Source organism: Maribacter cobaltidurans, assembly GCF_002269385.1.
Taxonomy (GTDB): domain Bacteria; phylum Bacteroidota; class Bacteroidia; order Flavobacteriales; family Flavobacteriaceae; genus Maribacter; species Maribacter cobaltidurans.
Window position 1 is genome coordinate 1,808,120 of sequence record NZ_CP022957.1, and the last position, 15,068, is coordinate 1,823,187.

The 15,068-nt window shown below is 41.0% G+C and carries 13 protein-coding genes; all 13 read right to left on the reverse strand.

Translation table 11 applies throughout. The features are described from left to right. Positions 1 to 175 precede the first annotated feature (175 nt). Entirely contained in the window at positions 176 to 1,036 is an 861-nt protein-coding gene (gene atpG, locus CJ263_RS07905) for an ATP synthase F1 subunit gamma (protein ID WP_094996775.1), read from the reverse strand. 80 nt (positions 1,037 to 1,116) lie between these two features. Continuing rightward, positions 1,117 to 2,700, reverse strand: coding sequence for a F0F1 ATP synthase subunit alpha (gene atpA, locus CJ263_RS07910; RefSeq protein ID WP_094996776.1), 1,584 nt, complete (start codon positions 2,698 to 2,700; stop codon positions 1,117 to 1,119). 65 nt (positions 2,701 to 2,765) lie between these two features. After that, positions 2,766 to 3,305, reverse strand: a complete 540-nt coding sequence (gene atpH, locus CJ263_RS07915; protein ID WP_094996777.1) for an ATP synthase F1 subunit delta — start codon at positions 3,303 to 3,305, stop codon at positions 2,766 to 2,768. A 3-nt stretch (positions 3,306 to 3,308) separates the two neighbouring features. Then, positions 3,309 to 3,809 (reverse strand): F0F1 ATP synthase subunit B, encoded by a 501-nt coding sequence (locus CJ263_RS07920; RefSeq protein ID WP_094996778.1) that lies wholly within the window; start codon positions 3,807 to 3,809, stop codon positions 3,309 to 3,311. A 92-nt stretch (positions 3,810 to 3,901) separates the two neighbouring features. Continuing rightward, positions 3,902 to 4,093: an ATP synthase F0 subunit C gene (gene atpE, locus CJ263_RS07925; protein ID WP_089258428.1), complete on the reverse strand. Its 192-nt coding sequence runs from the start codon at positions 4,091 to 4,093 to the stop codon at positions 3,902 to 3,904. Between the two features lie 40 nt (positions 4,094 to 4,133). Continuing rightward, positions 4,134 to 5,312, reverse strand: a complete 1,179-nt coding sequence (atpB, locus tag CJ263_RS07930) for a F0F1 ATP synthase subunit A (protein WP_094996779.1) — start codon at positions 5,310 to 5,312, stop codon at positions 4,134 to 4,136. A 96-nt stretch (positions 5,313 to 5,408) separates the two neighbouring features. Continuing rightward, on the reverse strand, positions 5,409 to 5,795 hold the full coding sequence (locus CJ263_RS07935) for a DUF6168 family protein (protein ID WP_158657109.1): 387 nt from the start codon (positions 5,793 to 5,795) through the stop codon (positions 5,409 to 5,411). 6 nt (positions 5,796 to 5,801) lie between these two features. Further along, the gene (locus tag CJ263_RS07940; RefSeq protein WP_094996781.1) at positions 5,802 to 6,026 is read right to left on the reverse strand and encodes an AtpZ/AtpI family protein; all 225 of its coding nucleotides are present in this window, start codon (positions 6,024 to 6,026) and stop codon (positions 5,802 to 5,804) included. Next, positions 6,004 to 6,447: a bactofilin family protein gene (locus CJ263_RS07945; protein WP_094996782.1), complete on the reverse strand. Its 444-nt coding sequence runs from the start codon at positions 6,445 to 6,447 to the stop codon at positions 6,004 to 6,006. Before CJ263_RS07945 ends, CJ263_RS07940 begins: the two co-directional genes overlap by 23 nt. 3 nt (positions 6,448 to 6,450) lie before the next feature. Further along, complete coding sequence (gene porW, locus CJ263_RS07950; protein ID WP_094999158.1) at positions 6,451 to 9,006, reverse strand: type IX secretion system periplasmic lipoprotein PorW/SprE; 2,556 nt, start codon at positions 9,004 to 9,006, stop codon at positions 6,451 to 6,453. 303 nt (positions 9,007 to 9,309) lie between these two features. Next, positions 9,310 to 10,005 (reverse strand): ABC transporter ATP-binding protein, encoded by a 696-nt coding sequence (locus CJ263_RS07955; RefSeq protein WP_094996783.1) that lies wholly within the window; start codon positions 10,003 to 10,005, stop codon positions 9,310 to 9,312. Between the two features lie 15 nt (positions 10,006 to 10,020). Then, on the reverse strand, positions 10,021 to 11,490 hold the full coding sequence (locus CJ263_RS07960) for a DUF5687 family protein (RefSeq protein ID WP_094999159.1): 1,470 nt from the start codon (positions 11,488 to 11,490) through the stop codon (positions 10,021 to 10,023). A 95-nt stretch (positions 11,491 to 11,585) separates the two neighbouring features. Further along, positions 11,586 to 15,041, reverse strand: a complete 3,456-nt coding sequence (locus CJ263_RS07965; protein ID WP_094996784.1) for a T9SS type B sorting domain-containing protein — start codon at positions 15,039 to 15,041, stop codon at positions 11,586 to 11,588. Positions 15,042 to 15,068 lie beyond the last annotated feature (27 nt).

Here is a 15,068-nt window from a genome sequence, read left to right on the forward strand (position 1 = left end):
CAAAAGTCGGATAATAAGTTGAATAAAGTATCCAAAAAATAAAAACCCCAACGTTTCCGAAGGGGTTTGTAAAAATTCTCTATAAATTTTTAATTATTCAAAGCTTCGTCTTTTGAAAAATTTGGCTTGCACCTAATTATTCAGTGCTTGGGCTCTTTAAAAATTTGGCTTACACCTAATTGTTAAGTGCCTCCGCACCACCAACAATTTCCAAGATTTCGTTGGTAATGGCAGCCTGTCTCGCTTTGTTATAGGTCAATTTCAATTGGTCCCTTAATTCCTTGGCGTTGTCCGTTGCCTTATGCATGGCCGTCATTCGAGCTCCATGCTCACTGGCAAAAGAATCCCTTATCGCCTTGTAAAGTTGCGTTTTGAGCGATTTGGGTATCAACTGCTCTACAATTTCAGCTTTGGAAGGCTCGAACATATAATCGGCATTGCTTCCTTCACCACCTTCCATGGGAATAATGGGCAGAAATTGTTCGGTCATTACCAATTGCGTTGCGGCATTTTTGAATTTGTTATAGACGATATCAATACGATCATATTTCCCTTGGGCAAACTTCTCCATCAAAGCTTCTGCAATTTCAGCAACATTGTCAAAGGTCAAATCATCAAAAACTCCACTTTGATTTGAAACGACGTTATACCGTTTCTTAAGGTAGTCATTTGCCTTTTTCCCAATGGCCACAAAATCAACCTGCTTACCTCCATAAACGTTTTCCACAAGATGGGTACTCTGCTTTAGGATGTTTGTGTTGAACGCACCACAAAGACCACGATTTGAAGTTATGGCAACCACCAAAACTTTATTGACGGTTCTATTGCTTGCATATACACTCCCGGAATCACCTTCCAAGCTGGCACTAAGATTCTGCAACAGCTCAGTAAGTTTATCCGCGTAGGGTCTCATGGCAGTAATTGCATCCTGGGCCTTTTTCAACTTTGCGGCAGACACCATTTTCATGGCACTAGTAATCTGCATCGTTGAAGAGACTGATGTAATCCTGTTACGTATTTCCTTTAAATTGGCCATGCTTTTTAGTAGTTAGTATTTAGTTATTAGTATTTAGTTAAGTCGTCAAACGAAAAAACTAAATACTCAGTACTATGTACTTATTTACCTTTATATTTCGCTGATAGCTCCTTACATACTTCTGCAAGCGTATCCGTTACCTCATCAATCAATTTACCCGCTTTTAAGGTATCCAAGACATCTCTGTGCTTTGCATTCAAGAACTCCAAATAATCGCACTCAAACTCCTTCACTTTTTCAACGGGAACATTGCGCAACAAGTTCTTGGAACCGGCATAAATGATAGCAATTTGATCTTCAACCGTATATGGATCGTTCTGTGCCTGTTTAAGAATCTCAACGTTTCTACGACCCTTTTCGATAACATTTAGTGTAGCCGCATCCAAATCTGAACCAAACTTGGCAAAGGCCTCCAATTCACGGAACTGTGCCTGATCCAATTTTAAAGTGCCGGCAACTTTCTTCATGGATTTAATCTGTGCATTACCACCAACACGGGATACGGATATACCTACGTTAATTGCAGGTCTTACCCCTTGGTTGAACAAATCTTGTTCCAAGAATATCTGACCGTCCGTAATGGAAATAACGTTGGTCGGGATATAGGCGGATACGTCACCTGCCTGTGTTTCAATAATAGGTAAGGCTGTCAAAGATCCACCTCCTTTTACCATTGGTTTTAAGACCTCTGGCAAATCGTTCATGTTCTTTGCGATATCATCATCATTTATCACTTTTGCCGCACGCTCCAATAATCTTGAGTGTAGGTAGAAAACGTCTCCTGGGTAGGCCTCACGTCCTGGTGGTCTTCTTAATAACAAGGAAACCTCACGGTAAGCCACCGCCTGTTTTGACAAATCATCATAGATAATCAATGCCGGACGACCGGTATCCCTGAAGTACTCACCGATGGAAGCACCGGCAAATGGAGCATATACCTGCATAGGAGCAGGATCAGATGCATTGGCAGCCACGATGGTAGTATAGGCCATTGCTCCTTTATCTTCCAATATCTGTGCGATTCCGGCAACGGTTGAAGCCTTTTGACCTACGGCAACATAGATACAATAGACTGGTTCTCCCGCATCGTAAAATTCTTTTTGGTTCAAGATAGTATCGATACAAACTGTAGTCTTTCCGGTTTGACGGTCTCCAATAACCAACTCTCGCTGACCTCTACCCACTGGAATCATGGCATCGATAGCTTTGATACCGGATTGCATCGGCTCGGTTACAGGCTCCCTATAGATTACACCAGGTGCCTTACGCTCCAAGGGCATTTCATAGGTTTCACCAGTCACAGGTCCTTTACCATCTATCGGGTTACCCAAAGTATCCACAACACGTCCCACAATGCCTTCACCTACATTGATAGAAGCGATTCTTTGTGTCCTTTTCACGGTTGCACCTTCACCAACTGCTTTGGATGGTCCCAATAATACAACACCTACATTGTCCTCTTCCAAGTTCAATACGATTCCTTCCAAACCGCCATCAAACTCTACCAACTCCCCGTATTGGGCATTTGCCAAACCATAGACCCTGGCAATACCATCACCTACTTGTAATACAGTTCCTACTTCGTCCAAAGTAGCGGTTGCATCAAATCCTGATAATTGTTTCTTTAAAATTGCCGATACTTCTGCGGCTTTTACTCCTGCCATTTTTGTTCCTGTTTAAGATAATCCCTTCGACTATGCTCAGGGTAAATTTCTTTTATGAAATTTAATTATAGACTGTTTGTAAATTCTCTTCTTAGATTATTCAATTTATTGGATACACTTGCATCATACTGCAAATCCCCTACCCTTAAAATAAAACCACCAATAATGCTTTCATCGACTTTGTTCTCAATAGTCACCTCATTGCCTGTAATGGAAGCCACTTGCTTCAACACTTGTTTTTCCAAATTTTGGGTCATTGGAACGGCGGTGGTTACGTAGGCCACATCCTTTCCTTTCAAATCCTCATTAAGAATAATGTATTTCAGTGCCACTTCATTTAAAATGGAAATACGCTTATTGTCCACCAACATTGTCATTAACCCTTCAGAAATGGCATGTCCATCTTTAAAAACGGCTTTAAGTACATCCTTCTTTGCCGATCCAGAAATTACTGGGTTGGAAAGCATATCCCTAAGCTCCTTGCTTTCGGATATGGTGCCAACTACATTGCGCATGTCCTTTTCAACAGCATCGGTCGCTTTATTGTCTATGGCCAAACCCAATATAGCCTTGGCGTATCGTATTGCCGCTCTGGAATTACTCATCGTTTAGTTCAATTTGATATCGCCTAGCATTTTTTCAACTAGCTTCAATTGTTTATCTTTTCCGGACAATTCCTCTTTGATTACTTTTTCGGCTATGGAAACCGATAGCTCCGCAACCTGACTCTTTATTTCCGCAACGGCAGCCTTCTTTTCACTCTCTATCGTAGCCTGTGCCTGTTTGATCATTTTATCTCCTTCTATCTTGGCCTGCTCCTTGGAATCTGAAATCATTTTATCCTTGATTTCACGAGCCTCTTTCAACATAGCCTCACGCTCCGCACGGGCCTCCTGCAACATTCTATCATTATCCGCTTGAAGGTTTTGCATATCAGCCTTTGCCCTTTCTGCAGCGGCCAATGCGTCTTGTATACCCGTCTCCCTTTCATTTAAGGAATTGATGATGGGTTTCCAGGCAAATTTTACCATTAAGGCAATAATCGCAATTAATAGAATGGTCTGAACTATAAATAGACCTGGTGAAAAATCGTTTAATAAAGTTTCCATTATATCGAAAAATTAAATTCTCTCGTTTTTAATTTAAAACACGCTCTGCAACCAACCGTTGCAGAGACGTATCCTACTAAATTTTCAGGTTCTTATCCTTTTCCCAAGATTAATGCACCAAATGCCAAACCTTCTAAAAGTGCCGCTACAATAATCATCGCAGTCTGGATTTTACCGGTCGCTTCTGGTTGACGGGCAATACCTTCCATTGCCTTACCACCAATTTGACCAAGTCCAATACCTGCTCCGATTACTACTAAACCTGCTCCAATTAAATTGTACATAGTAAACTGATTTATAGATTAAATTAAAAATACACTCGTGTTAAATAAAATCCGCCCTTACGTCTTCTTCATCTGGCATTTCATGCCCTTCAACATCATGATGATGTTCATGATCATGCTCCGCTACCGCCATACCAATAAACAACGCCGAAAGCATAGTAAAAATATAGGCCTGTAAAAAGGCGACCAAAATTTCAATAATCAATATCAATACAGACAATAATACCGATAAGCCCGTAGCTCCTACCGTGCCCAAACTCTCCTTAAGAACGAACATGATGGCAATCAAGCTCATAAACACAATATGTCCGGCAGTGATGTTTGCAAACAAACGCACAAGCAGGGAGAAAGGCTTGATTAAAAATGCACCCGCCAATTCGATTATGGCCAAAACAGGTCTAATCAGAACAGGTACTCCAGGCATCCATAGCATATGCATCCAATAATCCTTATTGCCACTTACCGTATATATAATTAAGGTAAAAATGGCCAGGGCGGCTGTTACTGCAACTTGTCCGGTAACATTGAAACCAAATGGTGTAAGCCCTAAAAGGTTCAATATCCATATAAAGAAAAACACGGTCAAAAGGTATCCTGTAAATTGTCTGTACTTTTTCTCGCCGATATTCGGCTTGGCAATTTCATCCCTAACATATAGCACCAAGGGCTCCAAAACCCTTCCAAAACCGGTAGGAATACTTTTGTTCTTATATTGTCTTGCCAAAGAAGAGAACGCCAACAGCATTAGGAGCCCGACCAGTAAAATTCCAAAAACACTTTTTGTAATGGAGAAATCCAATACCCTGTGCGCATTGGTCGCATGGTGGCTCTCATCAAGATTTACTGATGTAGCACCTTCTTCCAATTCATAAATCTTGCTGTGCAATTTCACAAATTTGGAACCATTTCGTTCTACGATGACCTCACCATTATCATCATGATGAAATTCAGAGGACATAAAAGTTACCAAACCATTACTGGACCATAAGATTACGGGTAACGGAAAACCTACGTGTTTTCTTTCCCCTTCGCTATTGGTATAGGAAAATAAATGAAAATCATGAGAGTCCTTAATGTGATGTTGAATATATTCATTTACCCTTTCCGAACCTTTTACCGCACCTTCATCCTGACCCTCGGAGAAAGCAAACCCCTGGAGTGAACTTACTATTGCAATAAACAATACGAGATTTTTAACCACTTTTGAAACTTCCTTCATTATTTCTTTATCAAAAAAATTATGCTCCTGAAAATTTGCGCAAAAGTAGTCATTCTTACTGTAATACAAAGAATTTTAAAGCCTTAAAATTTAGGCTTATTTTTCACGTATAATTTTTGAAACAAAAATCACTTCCAAAGTCAGAAATATAAAAATGGGAATAAGGATCATGGCCCTGTAAAAATGGGGAAGTGGCTGATCTCCCATAAGTTGCGGATAGAATATGGCGGTAAAGACCACAATTTTAAAAACTAGCGTGGCAATATATAAAAACCCGAGTTGAGCGACCAGTTTTTTGACCTTTGATAAAAATTGAAATGCCACAACAAGCACCAATGAGAAAAAAAAATGAAAGACATACGCCTTTTCCAACAAAAGGTGAAACCCACGGTCTATATTGCCAAGCAACGTATTATGGATAAAAAAGGAAATCGCGCCCACGAAGATGAACACGATTATATATAATACTATTCTTTTGAGCAATTGTACCTATTTGTTAAGGGCCATTACCTTTTTAATGACCAGATATATGGACAAAAATACGGCAAGTAATGTAATGGTGTCCTCTAAAAAGGTTTTTTGAAACTTTTCGTCCAACCACGTGCCCAATAGATTCCCCAAGTAAATGGTTGCTCCCATTTGAATGGCAATTCCGGAGAGACTTGCCGCCGTACGTAAAAGGTTAGAATCGTTACGAGGCTTTTGCTGGCTCATTCTTTCCGCTCATGGAAGGTTTAAACCCACCTGAATTGGTATTTGATGCGCTAGCTGTCTTTCCACCTCCCATGGTGCAGGATGCGTTGAACGTAGCCCCGGGCTCTACGGCCAGTTTGGATACGGAAACGGTACCTTCTATTACGGCAGATGATTTTAAGGAAAGTAGGTCGGACACCAATAGCTCTCCGTTAAAACTTCCTTCTATATCCGCGTTTACACACTCAACCTTTCCATGGATATAACCATCCTTACCAATGACCACTTTACCGGATGTTTTTACATTGCCGTCCAATTTTCCATCAATACGAAAATCCGCTTCGGAAATAATATCTCCTTTGATCTTGGTGTTCTTTTCAATTCTGTTAGGTTGTCCTCCTATTTCGCTCATAGTTCTAGGTTTTTGTTTGTCTGAAAACATTGTTCAAGGTTTTGGGGTTAAAAGTGTATTTCTATATGCCTCTAAGTTCTTGTGTACCTGTATTATTTTATAGTTGTCCGATAAAATTACGAAATTCTCATCAGCAACCCGGTAATCCTTATTGTTTTTTAAAAGTTCCGCATAACCCAATGCAAAATCTTTCGATTTAAAGCCGTGGACCACCACAAATTGGTCTTCCAAGTTATATATGTCCTTGGATACAATGTTCTTGTACTTTAAATCCACAATGGATTTTTCCAAAAGCTCCATCAACTTTAAGGCCCTTTCATTATTGCTCCTTTTAAACGGAAAAACTACCTTCCAGTTGGAGGTTCCCGTGGAACCCGTTTCTGGGGAAAATTCCGTGGGTTCCAATTTTGGGAGCTGCTCCGCGACCATTTGCTCCGCCTTTTTGCCCTCTGGGCTATTGGGATAGGTAAGTGCCACATAATTCAAGGCTTCCTTGAACTCCTCGAACCCTTGCAACCTACCAATGGCATTGGCCTTCAGCATTTCGAATTTGGGTACAATGGGGTCGCCCGTAAATCTGTTTATGTTTTCTTCCGAACCTGTAATTACCTGCAAGAATTCCTGATCTTGAAACTCTTTGAACAAAGCTTCATAACGACGCTCCGGACTATCCGAATCATTCGCCAACACGGCCTGTGGGTTCAATAATATTTCCGCATAACGCGAATCCCCATGGTTGGCTATAATATCCGCCTTCATGGATGCCATTAGCGGACTGCCCTCCTCTTCGTATATTTTATAAAGATTGTACTTTGATGGCAGTATGAGACGTTCCTCAGGGTTAGAAGCGAGCACTTTTTCCAGCTTTTCCGCGGCCAATAGATTTTCGTTGAACTTTTCCTTATAAATCAACCCAAGCTGATAATTGGCAAAGTTCCGTTCTGTTTTAATACTATCTATTGTGGATTCTTCCTTAGGGATTCTGTCCATATAGAAATCCAACGAGAATTTCTCTTCCTCCGAAACAACGGCTTCAGGGCTTCCGCTATCCGCAAGGACTTCTCCCGTAGCCTCCGAAATATTGGACACTGCTTTGTTGGACCATCGCCAGTCATCTGCCAACTCCCGGTTTCCCCATCGGTTCTTAAAATCGTTCTGTCCATAGCCCAAGCTGGTAATATTGTAGAAGTAGAACTTGCCCTTGTTTTCCTTACCGCCCTTACTTTTCGCAAAGTTGGCAAACCCGTCCGTTAACTTGTCCCGCTCTTTTTTCTGGGCCGCCTCCTGGGCCTCTTTTAATTCCTCTATATGCTTTTCAAAATAGGCAATCTGATCATCAATGGGCATTTGATATATACCGATGACACTATCGGTATATTGAACAATGTCCTCATATTTGATTACATCTTCCAAATTGTCCAGCTTCTTTTTGATGCTGCGGTATTTTTTTGTGTTTTCGGCCAAATTGCTTAATACACTATCAAAATACGCGCCGGCATTCTTGTACTTGTTTTCATCAAAGTTATATTCGGCCAAATTTTCATAATTGAGAGCATTTAACTTTGGCTCATTTTGGGTAGCGCGAAGGGATTTATTGAAATAGGCCAACGCGAGACTATCGGAACCTTGCTCTAAATGAAATTCGGCAATTTGCCTGTAGATTTTATCCAAAAAAGGCCTGTTTTCCCTATTCTCCTCCAAATCGGTCAGGTATTCCAGCATTTCCTCTTTGTTTTCCGATGTAATGGCCGTATTCCTTATTTTCTGGATTTCGGCATTGATCATATACACTCTAGGGGATTTCCTGTTCAGGTCAATAACCTTGTCAAAAGCGTAATTGGCACTGTCCTTATAACCCAATTGATTGTATAACTGCCCGATGATATAATAATACCTGCCCTTTTCAGGATTCTTTTTGGTATAGTACGATGCAACTTTTAATTGTTGTATTGCCGTATCCGGCACATTTAAGTTAATATACGCCTGTGCCAAAATCGCCCGGGCATCTGCATATTCCTGATCCTTGAGGGTTTCATACTTCATCAACCGTTTTAGGTTCTTAACCGCCAATTCCTCATTTTCCAAACGGATGTTCACCTTTTCCCTCCAAATGCTCGCTTCGTTGAGCTGGTCGCTCTCAGTGTATTTGTTCAAAATATAATTGAAGGCTTCCAGTGCCGGGATGTAACGTTCGTCAAAGTAACGGGCCTTACCCAAAAGCAGAAATGCTTCATCGGTCTGAGGGTTCCGTTCCTCATCCTTGATGTCCATGCTGTGCTTTTGGATGGCCTTGGTCGCCTTTTCCTCGGCAATGATAAAGTTGGGGTTGTTGTCCTCGGAATCCAATTTTACATCCCCGGAGACCTCCAAGCGTTCTATGGGCAATATTTCCCAATAATCATCCTTGTAGGAATCATTCAATGTAGCCCTGCCTTCCTCAAAGGCAATATTGCCATTGTAAAGGGTATTGTACTTGGTATTAAGGGCATGCCAATTCCTATTGATGAAGGCATCCTTTTTCGTGGAACACGCGTTGAAGAGCAAAGTTCCTAAAAGTCCAGATAAAAAGAGTTTGTTTCTGTAGTTCAAAATAGACGGTCTACGTATGTATGCATAACTGAAAAACAACCATATTATTATACACTTCATCGACAAAAGGCAACTTTAAGAATCAGTTATTGATAGGGTGCTTAAGCAATCGCCTAAAAATTTACAGACCCAACGGTCTGTTTCGGCCCATTATAAGTGATTCTTTGGGTTCTTTTTTACCTTTTAACGATGGCCATTGAACGAAAATCGGATTTGCAGTAATCAATACTTTTAAAATCAAATAAAAAAACCGACTCGATAGTCGGTTTTAAGAATTAAGTTGGATTAAGCTTCTTTTTAAGGTTACCCCGCAAAAAACGCTTCCAATTCCTTTAAGGTTTCGGTAGACGTTTTAATGTCCTTGACCATTTCACCTTTGTTCAATACTACGATACGTTCACAAACCTCGGTTACATGGATAAGATCATGACTGGAAACCAAAACGGTCACATTATCTTTTGCTGCCAAATCCTTGATAATACCTTTTAACCGAATTTGTGTGGTAGGGTCCAAATTGGCAAAGGGTTCATCTAGAATCACCACTTTGGGATTTCCTATAAACGAGGCCACGATTCCCGCTTTCTTCTGATTTCCCTTGGACAAATCCCGCAGATATTTCTTCTGGCCCAAAATTTCTCCATGAAAGAAGTCTTCAAACTGGGAAAGTAATGCATCCACATCCGCTTTATTCTGTTCCCTTAAGTCACCAATGAAATAAAAATATTCCTCCGGAGTCAAATAACCGATTAAGAAGGTCTCATCAATAAAAGAAGAGGTAAAAGGTTTCCATTCTTCGCTCGTATTTACCTGGACACCATTGCTTTCTATATGGCCAGAACTAGGCTGAATCAAATCCAGTAAGAGGCTAAAGAAAGTGGTTTTTCCCGCTCCGTTGTTTCCTACCAATCCAAAGCTTTGTCCCGTAGGTATTTCAAGATTATCTATATTTAAAACGGTTTGCTTTCCGTATTTCTTTGTCAAATTCTGTACTGTTATCATAATGGTTGATATGTGTTAGCTATTTTTTTCCTTAAATCCGGCAATCATGCCATATTTCTTTTTTCGGTACTGTTCCGTTACCTTATCCATAAGGGTATTCTTTAAGACCAAACCGATGAGTCCGAGGACGCACAGCACTGTGACACCCACCGTCACCGAAAAAAGGTAATAGAAAAGACTGAATATGAGTATTGGAACAATAAGCACAGGAACCATGATCAAAAACTGATTGGCGCTGGTACCCTGCATATTTCCAAACGGACTCTGATCCAATTCTATCCTTTTTTTGTTGAACGACCCAAAATATAAAATGACCGGTATGTTTACTCCCAGATTGTAAAGGGCACACCCAAAATTAATGGCCAAGGCTTCCCAACCAAAGTATACATACGGGATGGTCAACAAAAACATAAATATGACACTCACGGATATCAATAGGGCCTTGGACTCCAAATACTTTCGCAACGGTATATTCTGGGACATCATCATGCTGTAATAACTACTGTCCCAAGCCGGGATAAACTGTCCGAAGTTACTCAGGAAAATACCGGTCATAAAAACGCCCAAAAAGGCTTTCATGGGCATCATGTTGGCATAAATTTCCTGGGTATAGAATATGAGGCCATAAAACACGAACAAAAGGGATATCCAAACTTGGGATTTCGTCCGTTTGTTCCGCCAAATCATTTTTAAATCCAATTGAAGAAAGGTTCCCAAATCCCCAAAACGCTTTGTCCAAGCCAAGTCACTGGTGTTGGCCTGTACTTTTTTAGGCTTTAAGCTGGCGTCCAAGTATATCTTATCATGGAGAAACTTATAATTGATATAATAAATGAAAACCGCCAAGACCAACGGAACCAAAACCGTTATGGGATACGCATACAAAGCATGAAATATAGGGCCAAAAACGTCCTTTATGGAAAATACACCGAAATAATCCAAAGCGTAAGAAATTACAATGATACCTCCTATAACGGTGAGCGCCTTATCACTTTTGTTTATTAAAAGGTTTAAGTAGTTAATAATCAACACAATCGCCATAATAGCCACCAACCAAAGCAGCACATTTAATGCAGGATAACCTTCGAACAAAAGCACAATACAAAAAGGCACAAAAAAGAACAGTGACAACAAATTGTACATAGAGGCCGCGGATCTACCCAGAATATAGTGGGCAATGGAACTCTTTTTAACGGGTGTGGTCAAAAAGGGTTTAATGTCCATGACAGGAAGTTTCTGCATAAAATACCTGAGAAACAATTCAATCAGTACCCAGTAAATAAGATACTGGCTCAAGGTCCACATAGGGCTTTGGTCCGGTACGGCTTTTCTAAGTAGAAAATATATCCCAGCACCTGAAGCTGCAAGCACTACGAGCATGTAGACTGCGAAAAAACCCATGAGAATCTTTACGGCAAGGCTTTTGCCAAAATTGGCCGACCTAAAAAAGGATTTCCATTGTAGGGAAGCAAATCGTTTAAACATAAGGGTTGGATGTTGTTGTTTAAACCATAAGTAAACCAAAAATGAAAAATGTTACAAAAACTAGGAGATTTTATAGCTTAATTCAAATAACAATATCACCTTTTTAAGGTAAAATGTCCCGTATAGACCTGGTCTTGGTCGTAAACAAAGCGAAACCAGTAATCCGAAGAAGGCATGGGTTGCCCTTGATAGGTACCGTCCCACCCTTCCGAATTATGGGCCAATTGTTTCAATAGCTTGCCATATCGGTCATAGATATAGAGTTGGGCATCTTGGTGCAAGTCGGCACCGATTATCTTCCAGTTTTCGTTAGTTCCATCTCCGTTCGGGGTAAAGAAACGTTGGTAGCCCATGGCGGTCACGTCTTGAGTAATCGTCCTACATTCGTATCTATCCCGAACGTAGACCGTGTATTGACCCGGAAAGACCGTAAAACTATTGGAAGATTGATAATTCTCCCCATCGATGGAATATTCAAATTCCCCGATTCCGTTCGCCAAAAGTTCCAGTTCAATCTCGTCCGAAAAGCCATTAAGGTCCACTTCCAAGGTTTCAGGAGCGCCTGAGGACACCACCTCAAAATAGGCCGTGTTCTCACAGGTAATCCCATTGGTAGTCTGGCTGACAATCAGAGAATAGTCGCCTAAGGCGGTTATATCCAAGGTTGGTTGGTTACTGATTTCATTTCCGCTTTCGTCTCGCCAACTATAACTTTCAAAATCACCCCCGTCAATGACCAAGTCCGGACTATCGGGACAAATAACATAGCGTTCCTCCATGTTCATCTGTGGCAATGGATTTACAATGACATTGAAACTGGATACGTCAAAACAACTTTCCAAATCGGTGTGTTGGATACGGGCCCAAATCGTTTCGTTCAAATTTGTATTTTGATAATCGGCCTTTGAAAGGGGCGACAAATTGTTCAATGCATCATTCTCGGAGATAAAATAGCTTATATCGTAAAACAAAAGATTCTGTCCGTTCAATACCTCATCGTCCTTTTGGGAAAGGTCGAAATAATGGCTACCCGTTTCTTCGGTGTCGCAAATTATTATATTGGATGCCGTATAGGCCGTGGGCATATCGAATACCTGCAACAGAAAGGAACCTGTGGTATAACACTGGGAGTTATTTGTATTTTCCAATCTGAAATGGATGGTCTGCGGATTGCTCGTATTTTGATAATTCCCAGTAATTGGGTTTTGAGATGTTTCAGAATCGGTTTGAGAAACATAAAATGAAACACTGACACCCGAAGCTCCGTTCAAAATCTCATTTTCCTTTTCGGATAGATTGAATAAAAAGAATCCATCATTATTATCGTCACACACCTGCCAATCGGTTACCGTTGGCACTATGGGCGTATCAAAAATAGTCAGGCCAAATGATGTGGTATCATAACAACTGGTATCGGAGGCATTCTCCACACGAACAAATATGGTGCTTTGATAGGCTGTACTTAAATAGGCATTAGCGTTCAATTGGTTTGTTCCTGCATCCGCATCGTCCTGTGATTCGTGATAGCTGATGTTCAAGCTACCAGGATTTTGCGTGCCAATGATTTCCACATCCGTTTGGCTCAGGTCGAAAATGGCTTCCCCATCATTGTTGTCATCACAAAGGGACAGGTCGGTCGGTCGGTTGGCTGTTACTCCGGGAATCACTTCAATATTGAAACTTCCGGTTCGGAAACAGTCGGTATAGGTACTGTTCTGAAAGCGTACAAAAATCTCTTCCGTAGCTGCCGTATTGGTATAGTTCAAAGACAATGGATTTGTCCCAGCATCGGCATCGGCTTGGGAGGCGAAATACAGGATTTCGAACATGGTTTCATCCTGACCGTTGAAAATCTCCGTATTCTTTTGGGAAAGGTCAAAAGTAAAAAGTCCGTCCGTATCGTCATCGCAGACCGTCCAATCAGTTATGGTATCCACCAACGGGGCTTCCCTAGCTACGATGTTGAACTGGGTGGTGTCATAGCACTGTCCGTTGTTCGCATTTGATACCCTCACATACACAGGGGTAGTTCCATAATCAAAGGAATGTATGGGTTCCAGGGCATTGACATTGCTATCCGCATCAGCCTGGGACAAAAAATAGGCTACGCTAAAATCGTTGGGGTCCTGTGTACCCAACACGGTGGGATCAAAAGAGGGTAGGTCTATATTATAGCTACCATACGAGGTACATCCTACCAAATCTGTTGGCGTATTGGCCACCGGGTATTCCGAAATGGTAATCTCCACATTTTCCGTATTACTTTGTATACCTTCCGTTAGTGTAAGACTTACAAGATATGTGCCAGTAGCCATATATTCATGTACTGGTGAAACGTCTGTAGATGTAGTACCATCGCCAAAATCCCAAAGAATAGTGGCAGAAGGGTTATCAAAATCTGCCTTGAAAATTGTGTCATCCCCTAAACAAGTACCTTCATATTGAATAAAGCCTTCCAAGGTGTTAATATTTGAAATGAAAGTAGGTAGTCCTAACAACCCTCTCCTTCCGTCCAAATAAAAATCATTGTATCTATAATCACAGGCTGCTCCTATATTATTAGGTTCATGGATTACATCCAAATATTCCTTGGTTCTCTTCGTGATATATATTTTTCCATCAGGTCCAGTTTGTGAGGAGGCGTACGCTTCAACCGGAAAGTTGTTCAGCAGTGAATATTTGGAATTTTGAATCTCCGCTTCCAAGCCGGCTAACAAATTCAATTGGCATATTCCCCCATAAAAGCTCACATACAATAAATTCCCGTTGGGAGAAAACTCCACACCGTAACTGTTTACATTGGTCATCACTGTTATTTCATTGGTCACCTCACCTGTATTTTCATTAAAATCAAACACCTGGGCCTCCCATGCATTTGCCAAAGCCAGTCGTTTGCCATCCTGTGAGATTTCTATTTGACCGGAGGCCCTGTTGTTGCCATAACTGGGTATTCCTATAGCACTGATGACAGGTGTTATATTTAGGCCCGCAGCTGTAAGGTTGTAGGCCATAAACTCGTTTCCATTGGCCTTGCGCGTAACAATCCAAAATTCGTTGGCAAACGACTTCTTGTAAGCCGCTATTCTCTCGGTAACTTCAGGAAATACAGGAACATTTTTTTCAACTATGGCTCCTAGCCCACCGTCCAAGGACATATCTACAATTGAGTATTGAAAACCTTTACTGCCAGGTTGAACAACATCCACCGTGAAAATGTAATATTCACTAATGGAACCAGGTTTTGGCACCACCACGGCCGAATGCGTACTTGAATAATTACCATTCAAGCCTGTACCATTTTGCATGAACACATGGTTACGATTATAAACTGAACTACCGTCCGTATAAAAAAGTAGTGAACCGTTCCTATCAGAAATAGTGGCGCAGCCTTCATTCGTATATAGTTGTCCATTTGTTAAAGCGACGGGTGCCCCAGAATTAAAATCTACTCCAGCTCCGTCCCCAAAATACCATATAGCACCCTCTCTTTGGGCATTTGAAAAATAACCAAGGAAAAGAGCTAAAAAAGTAATATAGATTTTGCGGTTCAAAGTAGGTCTTGTTTATTATTTAGGACA